The sequence below is a fragment of the Acidiphilium multivorum AIU301 genome, from assembly GCF_000202835.1.
GTDB classification, from domain to species: domain Bacteria; phylum Pseudomonadota; class Alphaproteobacteria; order Acetobacterales; family Acetobacteraceae; genus Acidiphilium; species Acidiphilium multivorum.
This window is the reverse complement of sequence record NC_015186.1, coordinates 551,296-568,730: the sequence shown is the minus strand read 5'-3', so window position 1 is coordinate 568,730 and position 17,435 is coordinate 551,296. Positions and strand designations below refer to the sequence as shown.

15 protein-coding genes and 4 pseudogenes are annotated in these 17,435 nt (G+C 64.8%); 11 read left to right on the top strand and 8 right to left on the bottom strand.

Annotation, left to right across the window (positions count from 1 at the left end):
• Positions 1 to 17 precede the first annotated feature (17 nt).
• Together ACMV_RS02440 and ACMV_RS02435 are read right to left on the bottom strand one after the other, a co-directional pair.
• Positions 18 to 1,091 (bottom strand): hypothetical protein, encoded by a 1,074-nt coding sequence (locus ACMV_RS02440; protein WP_007422326.1) that lies wholly within the window; start codon positions 1,089 to 1,091, stop codon positions 18 to 20.
• 24 nt (positions 1,092 to 1,115) lie between these two features.
• Positions 1,116 to 1,631 carry an adenine phosphoribosyltransferase gene (locus ACMV_RS02435; protein WP_011941503.1) on the bottom strand — a complete coding sequence of 172 codons (516 nt, stop codon included), beginning with the start codon at positions 1,629 to 1,631 and terminating at the stop codon, positions 1,116 to 1,118.
• A 201-nt stretch (positions 1,632 to 1,832) separates the two neighbouring features.
• On the opposite strand from ACMV_RS02435, the gene ACMV_RS02430 reads away from it, so the two are divergent.
• From ACMV_RS02430 to kch, 10 genes are all read left to right on the top strand, one after another.
• Entirely contained in the window at positions 1,833 to 2,462 is a 630-nt protein-coding gene (locus ACMV_RS02430) for a DsbA family protein (protein ID WP_013639445.1), read from the top strand.
• A gap of 7 nt (positions 2,463 to 2,469) precedes the next feature.
• Entirely contained in the window at positions 2,470 to 5,967 is a 3,498-nt protein-coding gene (gene smc / locus ACMV_RS02425; protein ID WP_013639444.1) for a chromosome segregation protein SMC, read from the top strand.
• A gap of 84 nt (positions 5,968 to 6,051) precedes the next feature.
• Complete coding sequence (locus tag ACMV_RS02420) at positions 6,052 to 6,369, top strand: AtpZ/AtpI family protein (RefSeq protein WP_007422331.1); 318 nt, start codon at positions 6,052 to 6,054, stop codon at positions 6,367 to 6,369.
• A gap of 13 nt (positions 6,370 to 6,382) precedes the next feature.
• On the top strand, positions 6,383 to 7,138 hold the full coding sequence (locus ACMV_RS02415) for a F0F1 ATP synthase subunit A (RefSeq protein WP_007422332.1): 756 nt from the start codon (positions 6,383 to 6,385) through the stop codon (positions 7,136 to 7,138).
• Between the two features lie 72 nt (positions 7,139 to 7,210).
• Positions 7,211 to 7,444 (top strand): ATP synthase subunit C, encoded by a 234-nt coding sequence (locus tag ACMV_RS02410; RefSeq protein WP_007422333.1) that lies wholly within the window; start codon positions 7,211 to 7,213, stop codon positions 7,442 to 7,444.
• A gap of 25 nt (positions 7,445 to 7,469) precedes the next feature.
• Positions 7,470 to 8,039, top strand: a complete 570-nt coding sequence (locus ACMV_RS02405) for a F0F1 ATP synthase subunit B family protein (RefSeq protein ID WP_013639443.1) — start codon at positions 7,470 to 7,472, stop codon at positions 8,037 to 8,039.
• A gap of 6 nt (positions 8,040 to 8,045) precedes the next feature.
• Entirely contained in the window at positions 8,046 to 8,567 is a 522-nt protein-coding gene (locus tag ACMV_RS02400; protein ID WP_007422335.1) for a F0F1 ATP synthase subunit B family protein, read from the top strand.
• A 129-nt stretch (positions 8,568 to 8,696) separates the two neighbouring features.
• A complete protein-coding gene (gene purC, locus ACMV_RS02395) occupies positions 8,697 to 9,461 on the top strand; it encodes a phosphoribosylaminoimidazolesuccinocarboxamide synthase (RefSeq protein ID WP_007422336.1) in 765 nt (254 codons plus the stop codon).
• Entirely contained in the window at positions 9,458 to 9,697 is a 240-nt protein-coding gene (gene purS / locus ACMV_RS02390; RefSeq protein WP_013639442.1) for a phosphoribosylformylglycinamidine synthase subunit PurS, read from the top strand. The genes purC and purS overlap by 4 nt, the downstream gene beginning before the upstream one ends.
• Before the next feature lie 126 nt (positions 9,698 to 9,823).
• Entirely contained in the window at positions 9,824 to 11,035 is a 1,212-nt protein-coding gene (gene kch, locus ACMV_RS02385) for a voltage-gated potassium channel protein (RefSeq protein WP_231295336.1), read from the top strand.
• Positions 11,036 to 11,241: 206 nt separating this feature from the next.
• On the opposite strand, the pseudogene ACMV_RS22095 reads toward kch, so the two are convergent.
• Positions 11,242 to 11,443, bottom strand: a pseudogene (locus tag ACMV_RS22095) (IS701 family transposase); the annotation flags it as partial.
• Between the two features lie 60 nt (positions 11,444 to 11,503).
• Positions 11,504 to 12,541, bottom strand: a pseudogene (locus tag ACMV_RS02380) (IS256 family transposase); the annotation flags it as partial.
• Between the two features lie 57 nt (positions 12,542 to 12,598).
• Here ACMV_RS02380 and ACMV_RS02375 point away from each other — a divergent pair.
• Positions 12,599 to 13,825, top strand: coding sequence for an IS256 family transposase (locus ACMV_RS02375; protein ID WP_013639439.1), 1,227 nt, complete (start codon positions 12,599 to 12,601; stop codon positions 13,823 to 13,825).
• Positions 13,826 to 13,861: 36 nt separating this feature from the next.
• On the opposite strand, the gene istB is transcribed toward ACMV_RS02375, so the two are convergent.
• From istB to ACMV_RS21375, 4 genes and pseudogenes are all read right to left on the bottom strand, one after another.
• Positions 13,862 to 14,614, bottom strand: a complete 753-nt coding sequence (gene istB / locus ACMV_RS02370; protein ID WP_011930855.1) for an IS21-like element helper ATPase IstB — start codon at positions 14,612 to 14,614, stop codon at positions 13,862 to 13,864.
• An 11-nt stretch (positions 14,615 to 14,625) separates the two neighbouring features.
• Complete coding sequence (gene istA, locus ACMV_RS02365) at positions 14,626 to 16,167, bottom strand: IS21 family transposase (RefSeq protein WP_011930854.1); 1,542 nt, start codon at positions 16,165 to 16,167, stop codon at positions 14,626 to 14,628.
• 332 nt (positions 16,168 to 16,499) lie between these two features.
• Positions 16,500 to 16,697 (bottom strand): annotated as a pseudogene (locus ACMV_RS02360) (IS256 family transposase); the annotation flags it as partial.
• 57 nt (positions 16,698 to 16,754) lie between these two features.
• Positions 16,755 to 17,398, bottom strand: a pseudogene (locus ACMV_RS21375) (transposase); the annotation flags it as partial.
• Positions 17,399 to 17,435: the final 37 nt, after the last annotated feature.

The window sequence follows — 17,435 nt, the reverse complement described above, 5'->3', positions numbered from 1 at the left end:
CCCGGACGGACCGCGCATCAGCTGGGCCGCCAGCCGAACCGCGTGAACAGGAATTGGCGCAGCGCCAGCAGCGCTTCGGGCGACGCGGCGATCGGCGCAAGCGCGACCGCCGCACCGTTAACGGTCAGGCTGATTGCGCTCGCCGTCGCCGCCGATTGCAAGGCGGATCCCTGAATCGCCCCAAGTGCAGCCTGCCGCCAGAGCGCGACCGACGCCGCCGGCGTCAGATGCGGCAAAACCATGATGAAATCGAGGCGGCTCGCCGCTGCGACGCCCTGGAACGCCCGCTCGAGCGGTGGCGACAGCGCCTTCGCGTGCCGTATCCCGGCAAGCTCAGCAACTGTCGGCACGTTCGCGAAACGCGGATCCCGTACTGTTCGTCCCGCCTGGTCAACGGTACCGAGTGAACAGATCGCCACGCCACCTTCGGCCTGGAGGGATGCGAGATCGGCAGGAATATCCTCACCAGTCAGCATCACCGCGTCGACTTCGCCAAGCCCGAACGCGCGCGCCACGGCCGTCGTGCCGCGCAGTCCGAAAATCGGCGAAATCGGCACCCCCAAACGCTCGAACGCCAGAATGGCGGCCAGGTCCGGACTTTCCGGCGCGGCGGCGGCGAGGCGGACCGGCGCCGCTTGCGCCAGTCGGCCAGCCCCGCCGCGCAACACGATCACGCCGGAACTGAGTCCGGCGAGGATCGGAATCCACTCACCCGGCCGGAAATGCACGCGCGGATCGCCGGTCAGGAAAGCAATCGACGACTCGCCCGGCAACAGCGCGGCCGTATGACCGTCGGATACCATCAATGTCTGCAGGCGATTTGCGCCGGTCACCCCATCTTGCCCGCCGACGGTCTCGATGCGGAGCGGCGTTCTGGGTGAGAGGATTTTCTCCAGGCCAAGCGCAATCGCGCGCCCCCAGCGATCGGCCTGCCCGCCAGGCAGGCCACCGACAACAATCCGGTAGGACCCGCCAAATGTATCGGCAAAGATCGCGTTGGCAGGCGTAGGGAGATCGCTGGCGCGCGCAAAAGGCAGGGCAGAGCCGGCGATGATCGTTCCAAGCGCACCGAGCGCGGCACGGCGCTTCACGGTTCGAGGCCTCGCGGCCCGAACCTATTGATCGTAGCTGACAAGGGCTTCGAACGGCACATCGAGACGATCCCTGCCTTTCAGGAACGCCAGCTCGATCAACGCGGCGGCGGCCGGAACCTCTGCGCCCACCTTCCGCAGCAGCTTGATACCGGCGGCCATCGTCCCTCCGGTGGCAAGCAGGTCATCGACGACGACAACCCGCTGACCCGGCTGGACCGCATCGGCCTGGATCTCGATCCGGTCCTGCCCATACTCGAGATCGTAGTCGTAGCCGACAGTCGCGCCGGGCAACTTGCCGCGCTTGCGCAGCATGATGAAGCCGCAACCGAGCTTGAGGGCGAGCGGCGCGGCAAGGATGAAGCCGCGGCTCTCGACGCCTGCAAGCAGGTCCGGGTGATGCGCGCGCACCACCTTGGCAAGCCGTCCCATCGCCACCTGCCACGCATCCGCGTGGCGGATCAGGGTCGAGATATCGTAGAAGAGGATCCCCGGTTTCGGGAAATCGGGGATGCCGCGGATATGATCCTTGAGATTCATGGCGCCGGTATAGCCGAGGTATCGTCCGTGGCAACCCGATCCGGTGGCGCACGCTTCAAAACCTGCGCCACGCTGAATTGAAGCGGCGCCGCTCTCGTCACTCCTGGGGCGATCGGCTATGCATCGGACCAGCACAGGTGCCGTTTCCACTCGACGTGGCGGAACGCTTCCGCTACACAACATATAGAGGTAGATATCGTCATGGACCGTCGTTCGCTACTAGGAATGGTAGGTGGGCTTGCGACCGCAGGCTCTCTGGGGATCGCCTTTCCGGCGGCCGCCGCGGAAACGAAAGCCGATTCCCCCTATTCGATCCGCAGCCTCGGCAATCCGAATGCCCCCGTGACCGTCTATGAATATTTTTCCCTCAACTGTCCGCATTGCGCCGAATTCGCCACGCACGCGCTGCCCAAGGTCATCGAAAGCTACGTCAAGCCAGGCAAGGTCTATTACGTCTTCAAGGACTTCCCGCTGAACGAGGACGCACTCTGGGCCGCGCAGATCGCCCGCGCGCTGCCGGCGAAGGCATATTATCCGTTCATCTCGGAACTCTTCCGCACGCAGGATGAATGGGCCTACGCGCCGGGGCTGAAAACGCCCAAGGATTACCAGAACGCCCTGTTCCGCTACGCCGCCCTCGCCGGCATGGACCGCACGACGTTCGACGCCGCCATAGCCAACAAGAAGCTGCGCGCCTTCGTCCTCAACGAACTGAACGACGCCGAGAAGACCTACAAGGTCAATTCGACCCCGACCTTCATCATCAATGGCCGCAAGCGGGAGGGAGCGGTTTCGTTCGACACCTTCTCCTCCTGGCTGAAGGCCGCGTAGGTCCGGCTTGCCCGCGCGTTTCGCCCGCCTGCGGATCAGCGGGTTCAAGAGTTTCGCCGATCCGACCACGATCGACATCCTGCCAGGGCTGACCGGCATCATTGGGCCGAACGGCTGCGGCAAGTCGAACGTGGTCGACGCGCTGCGCTGGGCGATGGGCGAAGCCAGCGCCAAGTCCCTGCGCGGCGGCGAGATGGAGGACGTCATTTTCGCCGGCACGATGGCGCGTGCCGCGCGAAATCTTGCCGAAGTGTCGATCACCCTGACCGACACCGCGGGCCTCGCCCCGGTTCCGTTCCAGAACGAGCCGGAACTCCAGGTCTCGCGCAAGATCGAGCGCGGCAGCGGCAGTTCGTACCGGATCAACGGGCGCGAAGTGCGCGCGCGCGATGTCGCGACCATGTTCGCCGACCTCGCCTCCGGTGCCCGCAATTCTGCGATGATCAGCCAGGGCCGGGTTTCCGCCCTGGTGAACGCCCGCCCGGACGAGCGGCGCGCCCTGCTGGAGGAAGCCGCCGGCATCACAGGCCTGCACGCCCGCCGGCACGAGGCCGAACTCAAGCTGCGGGCGGCCGAGCAGAACCTTCTCCGGGCCGACGACCTGCGCGCCCAGCAGGAGGCGCGCCTCGCCGAGTTGCGCAAGCAGGCCCGCCAGGCCAATCGCTACCGGAACATCTCGGGGTTGATCCGCGACGCCGAGGCTGAATATCTCGCCATCGAACGCGAGCTCGCCGAACGCCGGCGCCGGGCGGCGCGCGCGCAGTTCGCCGAGGCCGAAGCAGCGGTTGGCCACGCCGAAAAGCTTCGCGACGACGTGCTGGGCCGCGAAACCTCGCAGAACGATGCGCTGCCGGCCTTGCGCGCGCGCGAAGCGGACACGCGCACACGCCTCGAGCGCGCACGGATCCTCGCCGAGCAGATCGATGCCGAGATCGCGCGCCTCGAAGCGGCCCGGCGCGAAGCCGAAGCGCGGGTGGCCACCCTGCGAAAGGACCATGCCGGCGCCGAACGGATCGCGCGCGACGCCGAAGCCGCCGCGATCCGGCTGGAGGCCGAGCGGTCGCAACTCGCCGCCGATCACGAACTGGCTCCCGCCCGAATCGAGCAGGCGCGGCGCGAGGCCGAGGCGGCGTCGGCCGCACTCGCCCAGTGCGAAGCCGCAACCCAACAGGCGACGGAAGCCGCCGCCCGCGCCCAGGCCCAGCGTCAGGCCATGGAAACCCGGCTGACCCAGGCCCGCGGCACCGCCGGCCAGGCGGATCGCCGGGCCCGCGAAGCCGAAGCCGCGCACGCCACAGCACAGGCCGCCCTCGTTTCTCCCGAACGTCTCGCCGCGGCGGAAGCCACCCGCGAGGCAGCCGAACGGGCAGTGGCTGCAGCTGAAACCACCTATGCCGAGGCCCAGAACAGGGTGCAGGGGGCGGAAACGCGGCGCACGGAAGCCCATGCTGCCGCGATCCGCGCCCGCTCTGCCGCAACCGAGGCGGATGCCGCGGCGGCGCGGCTCAAGGCCGAAACCGATGCGCTGAAGGCCCTGCTCGCCCAGAAATTCGGCCGCGACCCCGACCCGGTGCTGGACCGCATCAAGGTTCCCGCAGGGCTGGAAACGGCACTGGGCGCCGCGCTGGGCGCCGAGCTCTCGGCGGGCGAGCAGGCCAGCGCCGCCCGGCACTGGCGCTCCTTGCCGGCCATCGCGTCCGATGCCGCGCTGCCCCGGATCGGCGAAACGATCACCGCGCCGGATGCCCTCCGACGCGCCCTCGATCACATTCTCCTGCTGCCGGATGGCGAAGACGGCGAAGCCTTGCAGGCGACGCTGCGCCCGGGCCAGATTCTCGTTTCGATCGAGGGCGGGGTCTGGCGTTGGGACGGGTTCGTGGTCCGCCCTGGTGCGCCGACCGAGGCGGCAGTCCGCCTCGCCCAGCGCAACCGGCTGGATCAGCTTGACGTCGAGTTCGCCCGTGCGCGGCAGAGCGCCGAGGCCACCCGCGCCACGCTGCAGGAAGCCGAAGCCGCCGAGCGCGACGCACGGCATGCCGAGGAGGAGGCGCGCACAGCCCGCCGCGCCGCCGAATCGGCCATCGACCGGACCCGCAAGGATCTGCGAACGACGGCGGAGACGGCGAGCCGGCTGGCGGCCGAAGCCGAACGGCTAGCCGCCCGCGAGGCCGCGGCGGCCGAAACACGCGCCCGAATCGAGGCCGAGGCCGGAGAAGCACGCGCCGCGCTCGCCGCCATCGAAGCCGAATTCGCGACACTGGACGACGCCCAGGCCTTTCGCGACGCGCTCGATCGCGCGCGCTCCGCCCTGTCCGAGAGTCGCCGGCGCGACAGCGAGGCAACCCAGGCCCTTCAACGCCTGCAGACGGAAGCCGACGCCCGCGCCCGCCGTCTGGACACGATCATCCGCGAACAGTCGGACTGGGCCGAACGTGCGCGCGACGCCAATGACCGCCGCACCGACCTCGGCGCCCGCTTGCGCGAGGCCGAAGCCAGCCTGGAAACCCTCGGCGCCGATGGCGGCGCGCGGGAACGGCGGGCCGAGGCGGGCGCCGAACTGGAAGCGGCAGAGTCCGACCACCACGCCGCCGCGCGGGATCTGGCCAGCGCCGAAGAGGCCGCACGGCGGAATTCCGCCGCCGCGCGCGCCGCGGAGCAGGATCTCGCCCGCGCCCGCGAAGCCCGCATCGGCGCTGAATCCGCCGTGCGCGAAGCCGACCACGCCTGGGGCACCGTCGCCGAAAAGATGCTGGAGCGCCTGGGGGTCGATCCCGCTCTGCCCGCAGTCGCCGATCCGTCGCCCGACGCCGCCGAAAAGGCGCGGAAGCGGTTCGAGCGCCTCACCCGCGAACGCGACGAGATGGGCCCCGTCAACCTGCGCGCCGATATCGAGGTCGGCGAGATCGAGACCCGTCTTGCCGCGATCGACCGCGACCGCGAGGAGATCACCAGCGCAATCGCAAAGCTGCGCGGCTCCATCGGCCATCTGAACCGGGAGGGCCGCGAGCGCCTTTCGGCCGTCTTCACCGAGATCGACCGCCATTTCCAGGCGCTGTTCACCCGGATGTTCGGCGGCGGGCGCGCCCATCTTGCCCTCACCGGCTCCGACGACCCGCTCGAAGCCGGGCTTGAGATCTTCGCCGAACCGCCGGGCAAGAAACTCGCAACACTGTCCCTTCTCTCCGGCGGCGAGCAGGCCCTCACCGCGCTATCACTGATTTTCGCGGTCTTCCGCTGCAACCCCGCGCCGCTCTCCGTCCTCGACGAGGTCGACGCCCCGCTCGACGATGCGAACGTCGAACGCTTCTGCCGCCTGCTGGAGGACATCTCCCAGGATACCGGCACCCGGTTCATCGTCGTCACCCATCACCACCACACGATGGCGCGAATGGACCGGCTCTACGGCGTCACGATGCAGGAGCGGGGCATTTCCCGTGTCCTGTCGGTGGATCTCGGTACCGCGGCGGCGATGGTCGAACCCGCCGGGGCGATCGCCGCGGAATAGATTTCACGCTCGCGATATGTTGACTTGGAACGGCAGCGTCGGTAGCAACCGCTGCCGCCTGTCGGCGGGCGTAAGGGTGTGAAAATGGGTGACGAACCGGCTCAGGGGCCAGATGATCGGAGCGATTTCGATCAGCGCCTTGCCGCTGCGCGCAGCCGCGCCGGGCTCGACAAGCCCGCCGGAAAGAGCGCGGAGCAGGACAAGGGGCCCAATCCGTTCAGCGTCGCAACGCGGCTGGGCGCCGAAATGGTGGCGTCTCTGGTCGTGGCTGTCGCGATCGGCTATGGACTGGATCGTCTTTTTCATTCAGCACCCTGGTTCATGATCGGCTTCGTGCCCATCGGCGCGGCTGCGGGGCTTCGAAACGTGTTCCGGGCCATGGGACCGGGCGACAAGGACTGACCGGAGGATACGGATGGCGCAAGAATCGGGGATCAACGCTCTCGGGCAGTTCCAGCTGACCACCGGATTCGGTGCGTTCGGCAAGGCGATCGAATTCACGAATTCGAACGAGATGATGCTGCTCGCCGCCGTGATCGTCACCTCGCTTTTCGTTGTCGCGCTGCGCCAGCGCGCTCTGGTTCCCGGCCGCATGCAGGGCCTCGCCGAGATCAGCTATGAATTCGTCCACAACATGGTGCTCGACACGATCGGCGAGGAAGGCAAGCGCTTCTTCCCCTTCGTCTTCACCCTGTTCGCCTTCATCCTGATCGGCAACATCCTTGGCCTTTTCCCGTATTTCTTCGCCTTCACCAGCCACATCGCGATCACCGGCGCCCTGGCGCTTTTCGTCTTCGCCCTCTCGACGCTGGTAGGTTTCTGGTATCACGGCATCGGCTTCCTGAAGTTCTTTTCCCCCCCGGGCGTGCCGGGCTGGCTGCTTCCGCTGCTGATTCCGATCGAGATCGTTTCCTTCCTCTCGCGCCCGATCTCGCTTTCGGTTCGACTGTTCGCGAACATCACGGCCGGCCATGTGATGTGGGAGGTGTTCGCGGGCTTCATGCTGATGCTGGTCTCCGGTCTCGGCGCAGTCGGCGTGGTGGCGGCGATCATACCGCTCGGCCTGAACATCGCGCTCACGGCGCTCGAATTCCTGGTCGCGTTCCTGCAGGCCTACGTGTTCGCGATCCTGACCTGCCTTTACCTGCACGATGCGATCCACATGCACTGATCGCCTCGCGCTCTCTTCAACCCGCCGGCCCGACCGGCCTCGCTACCGCTTGAACTGAAAGGAATCCAAGTTATGGCCATTGACACCCTCCTCCTCGCTCGCGACGTCGGTGCGGGTCTTGCGACCATCGGCGTTGCCGGCGCGGGCGTCGGTATCGGCAACCTGTTCGGCGCCTTCGTCGGTGCGGTCGGCCGTAACCCGGCGGCGCGCGACAAGATGTTCCGCGACGTTCTGCTCGGCTTCGCGCTGACCGAGGCGGTTGCGCTCTACGCGCTGGTCATCGCGCTCATCATCCTGTTCGCCTGATCCAACGGCGGGGAAACTTCACGCGATGCGTCGAACCACCATACTGCTCGCCGCAACCGCCCTGGGCCTGACGCCGGCAACCGCCATGGCCGAAGGCAAGATGCCGCAGATGGATTTCTCCAATCCGCTGACCGGTGCGCAGGTCGTGTGGATGGCGGTCATCATGGTCGTGCTCTATTTCGTGCTGGCGCGATGGGCCCTGCCCCGCATCGGCGGCGTGATCGAGAACCGCCACAACCGCATCGCCACCGACCTCGAAACCGCACGCCGCGCAAAGGCGGAAGCCGAACACGCGGTCCGGGAACTCAATCTTGCCATCCAGAACGCGCGGGAGTCGAGCCAGGGCGCAATTGCCGAAGCGGTCAACGCCGCCAAGGAACGTGCCCGCGCGCAAACGGCAGCGCTCAACGACCGTCTCAGCGCTCAGATCGCTTCTGCCGAGGCCGAGATCGACTCCGCGCGCCGGACAGCCGTGGGCGCGCTGGCTCCGATCGCCCGCGATGTGGCGTCGAGCTTGTTGCACCGCCTGATCGGCGAGGCCGTCGAGCCGGGCCGCATCGAGCAGGCGGTATCGGCACTTTCAACCCAAGGGTGAGAGATCATGGAATACGAAGCCCTCACCGGTACGCTTTGGGACAAGGGGACTTTCTGGGTCACCGTCGCGGTCCTGATCTTTCTGGCCTTCTTTGGAAGAAAGATCGTCGGCGCCATCACCACCATGCTCGACCAGCGCAGCGCCGCCATCCAGCACGAACTTGACGAGGCGTCGCGCTTGCGCGCCGAGGCTGAGGCCATGCTCAAGGATGCCGAATCCCGGCGCGAGGCCGCGCTGGCACAGGCCAAGGACATGCTGGCCATGGCTGGCCGTGAGGCCGAACGGCTTGCCGCCGACCTGCTCGCCGAAGCCGAGGCATCCGCCCGCCGGCGCGAGCAGATGGCCCGTGAGCGCATTTCGGCGGCCGAGGCCGCTGCGATCGCCGAAGTGCGGGATGCCGCGGCCGCGCTGGCCGCACGCGCCGCCGAGCAGATCCTGAAAGAGACAATCGACGAGGCCCATGATCGGGGCCTGATTGATCAGGCCATCGGCGGATTGCCCGCTGCGCTCAGACAGAAGGCTGCCTGATACCGGCTGGCGCTGCCACCACGGGGCAGCGTCTGCCTCCGGGCATGGCGCAAACCGCTGCCGGTTGATATACCCGGTCGCGTGCGGCCTCACCGTTTCCCATCAGCCGCCGAGATACGAGGTTCACCCATGGCGCGTCGCCGGCAACTTTATGAAGGCAAGGCAAAAATCCTGTTCGAAGGGCCGGAACCCGGCACCCTCGTGCAGTATTTCAAGGACGACGCCACCGCGTTCAACGCCCAGAAGAAGGGCGTGATCACGGGGAAGGGCGTGTTGAACAACCGCATCAGCGAGTTCCTGATGCAGCGCCTCGGCGAAATCGGCATCCCGACCCATTTCGTCCGCCGCCTCAACATGCGCGAACAACTCGTGCGCGAGGTCGAGATCATTCCGATCGAGGTCGTCATTCGCAACGTTGCCGCGGGCAGCATGAGCACGCGCCTCGGCATCCCTGAGGGCACGCGGCTCCCCCGATCGATCATCGAATATTATTACAAGAACGACGCCCTCAACGATCCGATGGTGTCCGAGGACCACATCACCGCGTTCGGCTGGGCCAGCACCCAGGATATGGATGACATTGTCCATCTGAGCCTGCGCATCAACGACTTTCTCACTGGCCTGTTCCTCGGCGTCGGCATCGTCCTGGTGGACTTCAAGATCGAGTTCGGCCGGCTGTGGGAGAACGACGATATGCGCATCGTCCTCGCCGACGAAATCAGCCCGGACAATTGCCGTCTCTGGGATGCCAAGACCAACGAGAAGATGGACAAGGACCGCTTCCGCCGCGATCTCGGCCGGGTTGAGGAAGCATATCAGGAAGTCGCCAAGCGTCTCGGAATCCTGCCCGAGGCCGGGACACGCGATATGAAGGGCCCGGAGACGATGCAATGAAGGTTCTGGTCGCCGTGAAGCTGAAGACCGGCGTGCTCGATCCGCAGGGCAAGGCCATCGGCCACGCGCTCGAAGGGCTTGGATACAATGACGTGAACGACGTAAGGGTCGGCAAGCTGATCGAACTCGATCTCGCCGAGACCGACCGTGAAAAGGCCCGCGACGCAGCCGACTCCATGGCTCGCCGCCTGCTTGCCAATACCGTGATCGAGAGTTTCGAAATCACCATTCCCTGACCGGCGGGCGTTGCACCGCTGCCGATCTGCGCCCATCTGCCTTCCGGATGTCTGGTGTGATGAAATGCGGCAGGGGCCGAGGTCGCCGTGCGTAGGGCATTATCGCTCGTTGCCCGGCAGACGCGGTTGCTCAGCAACCGCTGGTACCGCCGTTTGCGGATGGACCTCTGGTTCCCTCACGTGCCTCTGGCGCTCGCCGTCGGTGTCGCCGGGGCCCTCGCGATTTTGCCCACGATCCAGAAGTTCGCGGCACAATATCTCCACCTCGATCTGGCGAACCTGGTCAGTGCCATCCACCCGATTTCGGGAAACATTCCCGGCCTGATTCTCAACGGTGTGCCGAACGTGGTCGTCGGCGCCCTACAGATCTTGATCGCCTTGGGATTGCTCGGGCGGTCGAGAATCGCCTGGCTATCGGCTATCGGCATCGCGCTGGCCCAACTTCTGCTGACCGTGCATCTGGGAGCTGCAACGCGGCTCGATGGCGAGACGATCTATATCCTCGTCCTCCTGGCGTCGCTCCTGCTGGCGCGTAATCACTTTTCGCGCTCGTCACTCGCCGCCGGAACGCTATTCGCCGTGGCGTCCGTGCTCGTGCTGATGGTCTATGGCGTATTGGGCTCCTTGCTTCTTGGAGCGGGATTCAGCCCGCCGATCACGAATCTGCCCGCGGCAGTTTATTTCGTTATCGTTACAATGTCGACGGTCGGCTACGGCGATATTCTGCCCAAAAGCGAGGATGCAAGGCTCTTCGTCGTCTCGCTGATCGTCCTTGGGCTGACGGTATTTGCGACGGCGCTCACTGCGGTGATCGGCCCGGTCCTCCAGAATCGCATCAACCGGACGATCGGTCCACGGAGACAGAAGATGAAACGCGTGAACCACTTCATCATTTCGGGGCATGGCGTCCTTGCCAGGAACACGGCGCGCGAACTCCACCATCGCGGCGAGGCGGTGGTCTTCATCACCGAAACCGAGGATGCTGGCTTCAGCGATGCCGAGACCGTCATCGGCGACCCGACGGATCTCGATACGCTGCGCAAGGCCGGAGGCGAGCATGCGCGGGCGATTCTCGCTCTTTCGGATGATGACTCTGAAAACGCATTCGTGATTCTCGCTGTCCGCGAACTGGGCACCGATGCCAAAAAGGTTGCTGCGGTCAGCACGCGCAAGAACCTGGAACGGGTGCGTCGGGTTCATCCCGACATGATCCTCGCCGCCCCGGTCTTTGGCGGCGAGGTTCTGGCCATGGCTCTCACCGAACAGAAGATCGACGGGGACTGGCTGCTGAGCCGGTTCCTCGACGTCCGCCCTCACGACGCGGACGGCACCTCCTAATGCGCCGGGCCGGACATCCGCCCCGCGCGGCCTGAAGCCGTTCCAGCATTACGGTTGCATTTTGGATTTTTGATAAGTCCGTTCGGGCGCGGCTTGGTGGGTCGGTCGCAAGCACGACCAAGCGATGACGTCGGCGGGTTCGACCCGTCTCTGAGCGCGCTTGTTGGCGATGCGGCGGACTCCCTGAACAGACCAGCAGATCCGCTTCTGCGGGTCGCCATACTCGGCCTTTTTGGGGGCGTCGTATCGTCGGCGCGATATCGGACCACGGCCATCACGGCGAAGCGGGCATCACGAGCGAGACGTGGCGATGCCACTCGTGCCAAGACCGGGTCTCGTTGTGGTCAAGGCAGAATTCGTTCTTCGCGGTCTAGAAGTTGTTTTGATCGCCCAGGGATGGCCTTCGAGACAACCGGGCACCTGTATACGGCACTGTCAGGAATTCCGTGTATGGGCGGCGGTTGAACATCAGGCCGCCAGGGCCCTTACGAAGCGATCGCCGAAGATGACGGCGAACTGAGCCTTTGCCATAGCCCATTCTCGAGGTGGCATCACCCACTCTTTTTCGGATCGGTTCAGGATCAGATAGAGCAGCTTGGCTGCGGCCTCATCGCTGGGGAAATGGCCGCGCGCGCGGATGGCCCGGCGCAGCTTGGAATTCAAAGCCTCTATGGCGTTCGTTGTATAAATGATCCGACGGACCTCGCCGGGGAAGGAAAAGAACGGGATGACTTCCTGCCACACCCGGCGCCAGCTCTGGCCGATGGCAGGGTATTTCTGGCCCCATGGACCGGCCTCGAAATCGGCGAGAGCGGCCTCGGCGGCCCTGGCATCAACGGCCCGGTAGATGTCCTTGAGGGCGGTGGCGACCGCCTTGCGGTCCTTGTAGGACACGAAATCCATCGAATTCCGGAGCAGATGGACGATGCAGGTCTGCACGATCGTCTCGGGAAAGACGGCCGTGATCGCCTCCGGGAACCCCTTGAGGCCATCGACCACCGCCAGCAGGATGTCCTCGACGCCGCGGTTCTTCAGCTCGTTCATCACCCGCAGCCAGAATTTGGCGCCTTCGTTCTGCTCGATCCACATCCCGAGTACGACCTTCGTCCCGTCGGCCATAACCCCCAGCGCGATATGGATCGCCTTGTTGCGGACCACGCCCTCGTCGCGGATCTTCACCCGGATGGCATCGAAGAATACCAGCGGATAGACCGGGTCCAGCGGACGCTGCTGCCAGGATGTCACCTCGTCCAGCACCGCATCGGTGATCGTGCTGATCAGCTCCGCCGAGGCATCCATGCCGTAGATCTCGCGCAGATGTTCCGCGATCTCCCGGGTGCTCATCCCCCGCGCATACATCGAGATGATCTTGTCATCGAAGCCTGGAAACCGGCGCTGGTATTTGGCGATCAGCTGCGGATCAAAGCTACCCGCACGGTCTCGCGGGATCGCAATCTCGATCTTCCCCGTGCCGGTCGACACCGACTTGCGGCCATAGCCGTTGCGGGGCAGTGTCCTGAATTTCGTGTGTGAGTGGCATAGTGGGTAGAAAGGAAGACCCATATGGCACGACGGAGAGCGCCGGCGATCCCGGACGATTTGCTGGACCAGCTGCTGGCTGGGGGTGACGCGGCGGCAGCGCTGAATTCCGGGGATCTGGTGAACGCGCTGAAGAAGGCCCTGGCGGAGCGGGCCCTGAGCGCGGAGATGGATTACCATCTGAGTGACGAAGCGGAGGCGGAGAACAGCCGCAACGGCTATGGCCGCAAGTCGGTGTCGACCGGCACGGGGAAGATCGAGATTGCGATCCCGCGAGACCGTGCGGGTAGCTTTGATCCGCAGCTGATCGCCAAATACCAGCGCCGGTTTCCAGGCTTCGATGACAAGATCATCTCGATGTATGCGCGGGGGATGAGCACCCGGGAGATCGCGGAACATCTGCGCGAGATCTACGGCATGGATGCCTCGGCGGAGCTGATCAGCACGATCACCGATGCGGTGCTGGACGAGGTGACATCCTGGCAGCAGCGTCCGCTGGACCCGGTCTATCCGCTGGTATTCTTCGATGCCATCCGGGTGAAGATCCGCGACGAGGGCGTGGTCCGCAACAAGGCGATCCATATCGCGCTGGGGGTTATGGCCGACGGGACGAAGGTCGTACTCGGGATGTGGATCGAGCAGAACGAAGGCGCCAAATTCTGGCTGCGGGTGATGAACGAGCTGAAGAACCGCGGCGTCGAGGACATCCTGCTGGCGGTGGTCGATGGCCTCAAGGGGTTCCCGGAGGCGATCACGGCCGTCTTTCCCGAGACGATCGTGCAGACCTGCATCGTCCATCTGCTCCGGAATTCGATGGATTTCGTGTCCTACAAGGACCGCAAGGCGGTCGCCACCGCCCTCAAGGACATCTACCGGGCCGTTGATGCCAGGGCCGCCGAGGCCGCTCTCGCCGATTTCGAGGCCGGTCCATGGGGCCAGAAATACCCTGCCATCGGCCAGAGCTGGCGCCGGGTGTGGCAGGAAGTCATCCCGTTCTTTTCCTTCCCCGGCGAGGTCCGTCGGATCATTTATACAACGAACGCCATAGAGGCTTTGAATTCCAAGCTGCGCCGGGCCATCCGCGCGCGCGGCCATTTCCCCAGCGATGAGGCCGCAGCCAAGCTGCTCTATCTGATTGCGTATTCCGATGAAGCCGGCCATGCATTCCGATTTCATTCCGGCCACCCATTCCGAAACGAAGCCGGCCACCGTTCCGATTTGAAGCCGGCCACCTGCGCGTCGTTCGGTTAGGTCACATGTTAAAGATCGTCTTGTCCTTTCCTGGGGTCAAGCTTGCATGGTGACGGTAGCGGGGTTTTTCTTTTTGCGGAGGCTCTCGCCTGTCAGTTCGATCCGGTAGGCATTATGGACCAGTCGATCGAGAACGGCGTCGGCGATGGTGGGATCGCCGATGATTTCGTACCAGCGATCGACCGGCACCTGGCTGGTGATGATGATGGATCGGCGGTCGTGGCGGTCCTCGACGATTTCGAGCAGGTCACGGCGCTGATCTGCGTTCAATGTCTCCGGTCCCCAATCGTCGAGGATGAGCAGATCGACCCGCGCGATCTGGCGGAGCATTGCGGCGTACCGGCCATCGCCGCGCGCCAGAGCCAATGCGGCGAACAGTCGCGGGACACGGTGATAGGCGGTGGACAAATCCTCACGGCATGCTTTCTGACCGAGGGCGCAGGCGATCCAGCTTTTGCCGACGCCGCAGGGACCGGTGATAAGCAGATTATGCTTGGCGCGGATCCAGTCGCATCCGGCGAGTTTGAGAAACATCGCGCGATCCAGACCACGTGCGGTCCGATAATCGATATCTTCGACGGTGGCCGCCTGGCGCAGCTTGGCCACGCGGGCCAGCCGCTCAAAACGCTTCTGCCGCCGCAGCGTTGTCTCGTGATCGAGCAGCAACGCCAGCCACGCGGCATGATCGAGGCTGGCGGTCTCGGGATGCGCCCCAAGATCCTTGAATCCCTTGGCCATGCCATGCAGGCCAAGGTCGTGCAGTTGATCGAGGGTCGGATGGGTCAGCATGGTTGGTCCTTTCAATGAAAATAGCCGGAACCACGGAGATTGCCGTGGGTAATGACCGCCTGGGGCTCGCCCGCCGCGGCGGTTGAACGATCGAGCTTGTTGGCGACGATCGAGGCGAGACTTTTGTAGGTGAACGCACCGATCGCGACGGCGCGGTCGGCTACGGCCTCAGCGCGGGCGGGTTCGAGGTCCTTGAACAATCGGAGAATGCCGAGACAGGTCCGGAACCCCTGCTCGGGATGCGGCCGGCTGGCGAGGATGGCGGTGATCAGCCCTTCGGTATGCGGGCCGATGGAGGCGCCCCAGCGGCGGAACCGCTCCGGCGTCCATTCGGCGTAGCGCCGGTGGGCACTCGGCATGTGCTCGATATCGGTGCCATGCTTGCGGCCGCCGTAGCGACGCTGGTGAACCGCAATGCGCTTGCCGTGGTGGAATATCTCAATGCCGCGTTCGGTCGCGCGGGTATCGACCTGCTGGCGGATCAGTTCATGCGGCACCGAGTAGAAAAACCCGCAGACCTCGACGTGATAATCCAGCGCGACCCGTGCCAGACCCCATTCGGCGAATTCATAGTCGGATGCCGGCAACGCCGCGAGCGCGGGCCGCTCGATCGTCTCGAAGAGATGCCGGCGGCTGACGCCGATCCGGCGCATGACATAGTCGTTGATCCGATCGACCATGCCGGCGATCGCCTGGTTGGCCTCGGCCAGCGAGAAGAACGTCTGCCGGCGCAGACGCCCCAGGATATAGGTTTGAGCAAAGCGTACCCCGGATTCCACCTTCGCTTTATCGCGGGGCCGGAACGGACGCGCAGGGAGCACACCGACCCCGTAATGTGACGCCATGCGCCCGTAGCTGAGGTTGATCTCGGGATCGTAGAACGATGGCTTGTTGACGCCGGACTTCAGATTATCCGGCACTATCAGCCGCGGAACACCGCCAAATGCGCGGAACATGCGGACATGCGCGCCAATCCAGTCCGGCAGCGTCTGGGTCCAACTCGCCTCCGCATAGGTGAAGCTCGATGCGCCGAGCACGCCGACGAAGATCTCCGCCTGTCGAACTTCGCCACTCGCCCGATCGACAATGCCAATCCGCTTGCCGGAATAATCGACGAAGACCTTGTCGCCAGCACGATGATCCTGGCGCATGACCGGTGACAGGCGGGCCTCGAATTCCCTGAACAGTTCGCAGAACCGCGAATATCCGTAACCGTCCGGGTGCTGGTCACGGTACTCCTCCCAAAGCACCTGCAGATTCACCCCAGGCCGCTTCAGTTCGCAGACCAGTTCGTCCCAGGCCGGCTCGGCACGGCGCCGAACCCCCTGCTTGTAGCCACTGCGGGCAAACAGCCGCTCTTCGATCGCCGCATCGGTCAGCTCGGCCGGCACCGGCCACGCCAACCCCGCCTCCTGTGCCCGCTTCAGGTTATCCTGGATCGTACTGCGCGCCACACCGAGCATCCGCCCGATCTCCCGCGCGCTGATGCCGTCCCCGGCAAGCCGCAACATCTGTCGTATCTGCCGCATCGTCAGCTCTCTCCTGGCCGGCATCCAATCCTCCACGTGGTTGATCACGAGAAGGCAGATGCCCGAGTCGCTGACCCAGCCAAATAACGCTCAAAACCTCAGTCAGGTGGCCGGAATGAAATCGGAATGCCGGCCGGCTTCAAATCGGAACGGTGGCCGGCTTCACCTCGGAATACCTGGCCGGCTTCAATCGGAATCCGCAATCTGATCCTGAACCGATCCGAAAAAGAGTGGGTGATGCCACCTCGAGAATGGGCTATGGCAAAGGCTCAGTTCGCCGTCATCTTCGGCGATCGCTTCGTAAGGGCCCTGGCGGCCTGATGTTCAACCGCCGCCCATACACGGAATTCCTGACAGTGCCCGTTGCGGCTGTTCTCCGCCTCCGCTTCGTCACTCAGATGGTAATCCATCTCCGCGCTCAGGGCCCGCTCCGCCAGGGCCTTCTTCAGCGCGTTCACCAGATCCCCGGAATTCAGCGCTGCCGCCGCGTCACCCCCAGCCAGCAGCTGGTCCAGCAAATCGTCCGGGATCGCCGGCGCTCTCCGTCGTGCCATATGGGTCTTCCTTTCTACCCACTATGCCACTCACACACGAAATTCAGGACACTGCCCCTGTATACTCGCGCCGACCGAGCACCAGATCGGCAAGAATGCAAGATCGCCGTCGCTGATGTTGCGACGCATCAGGAGGCCTCGGGCCCAAAGATCCGTCTTTGTCTCATCATGATCTTCAGCATCGGGATTTGCGTGTCCGCACCAGGCCCGATCGTGAAGCCGGGCGCCATTCGTGCCCTCGATGTCGCCCACGCAGCAGACGGCATCGGCGGCTACCCGTGAATGGAACATCTGTTGCCAGCGAACGCTGGATCATGTCGATCGCCAAGGCGGGCTTCGTGAGGAAAGCGACAGTGTCAGGAACGCAGGTTGCGGCAAGCCCTGCAGGATCGCCGCTCCAACGCTTCAGCAGATAGAGAGCCCGATCGATAAAGGCATGGCATGAGCCGACACATAGGCGGCGAGCATGCCGACCCGGCCGTTGGCAATCTTGCCCGCCGAGCCGGCATATTGTCGCGCGACACCACGTGATGTCTTGCCCATCTTCAGGACGCCGGTCACATCGACAACCGGCACGCCTTCAGGTGTCGCAAAGTTCTCCAGACATAGTCGCGCACGATGTCGGGAAACGCCTCCGCATCCCATCTTCCGCAGCCCAAATTGGCCTGCCGGCGCCAGAGACCGGGATCTCCCGCAGCCTCCTGGCCATGCCTGTCGAATCAGAGTTCCCCCTCAACA

What these genes read in the sequence shown, in the direction of transcription:
- purS (WP_013639442.1), top strand. Translation starts at nt 9,458, where the DNA reads ATGAAGGTTCTGGTCGCCGTGAAGCTGAAGACCGGCGTGCTCGATCCG.
- purC (WP_007422336.1), top strand. Translation starts at nt 8,697, where the DNA reads ATGGCGCGTCGCCGGCAACTTTATGAAGGCAAGGCAAAAATCCTGTTC.
- ACMV_RS02410 (WP_007422333.1), top strand. Translation starts at nt 7,211, where the DNA reads ATGGCCATTGACACCCTCCTCCTCGCTCGCGACGTCGGTGCGGGTCTT.
- ACMV_RS02430 (WP_013639445.1), top strand. Translation starts at nt 1,833, where the DNA reads ATGGACCGTCGTTCGCTACTAGGAATGGTAGGTGGGCTTGCGACCGCA.
- ACMV_RS02415 (WP_007422332.1), top strand. Translation starts at nt 6,383, where the DNA reads ATGGCGCAAGAATCGGGGATCAACGCTCTCGGGCAGTTCCAGCTGACC.
- ACMV_RS02420 (WP_007422331.1), top strand. Translation starts at nt 6,052, where the DNA reads ATGGGTGACGAACCGGCTCAGGGGCCAGATGATCGGAGCGATTTCGAT.
- ACMV_RS02435 (WP_011941503.1), bottom strand. Translation starts at nt 1,631, where the DNA reads ATGAATCTCAAGGATCATATCCGCGGCATCCCCGATTTCCCGAAACCG.
- ACMV_RS02405 (WP_013639443.1), top strand. Translation starts at nt 7,470, where the DNA reads ATGCGTCGAACCACCATACTGCTCGCCGCAACCGCCCTGGGCCTGACG.
- istA (WP_011930854.1), bottom strand. Translation starts at nt 16,167, where the DNA reads ATGCCGGCCAGGAGAGAGCTGACGATGCGGCAGATACGACAGATGTTG.
- ACMV_RS02375 (WP_013639439.1), top strand. Translation starts at nt 12,599, where the DNA reads ATGGCACGACGGAGAGCGCCGGCGATCCCGGACGATTTGCTGGACCAG.
- istB (WP_011930855.1), bottom strand. Translation starts at nt 14,614, where the DNA reads ATGCTGACCCATCCGACCCTCGATCAACTGCACGACCTTGGCCTGCAT.
- ACMV_RS02400 (WP_007422335.1), top strand. Translation starts at nt 8,046, where the DNA reads ATGGAATACGAAGCCCTCACCGGTACGCTTTGGGACAAGGGGACTTTC.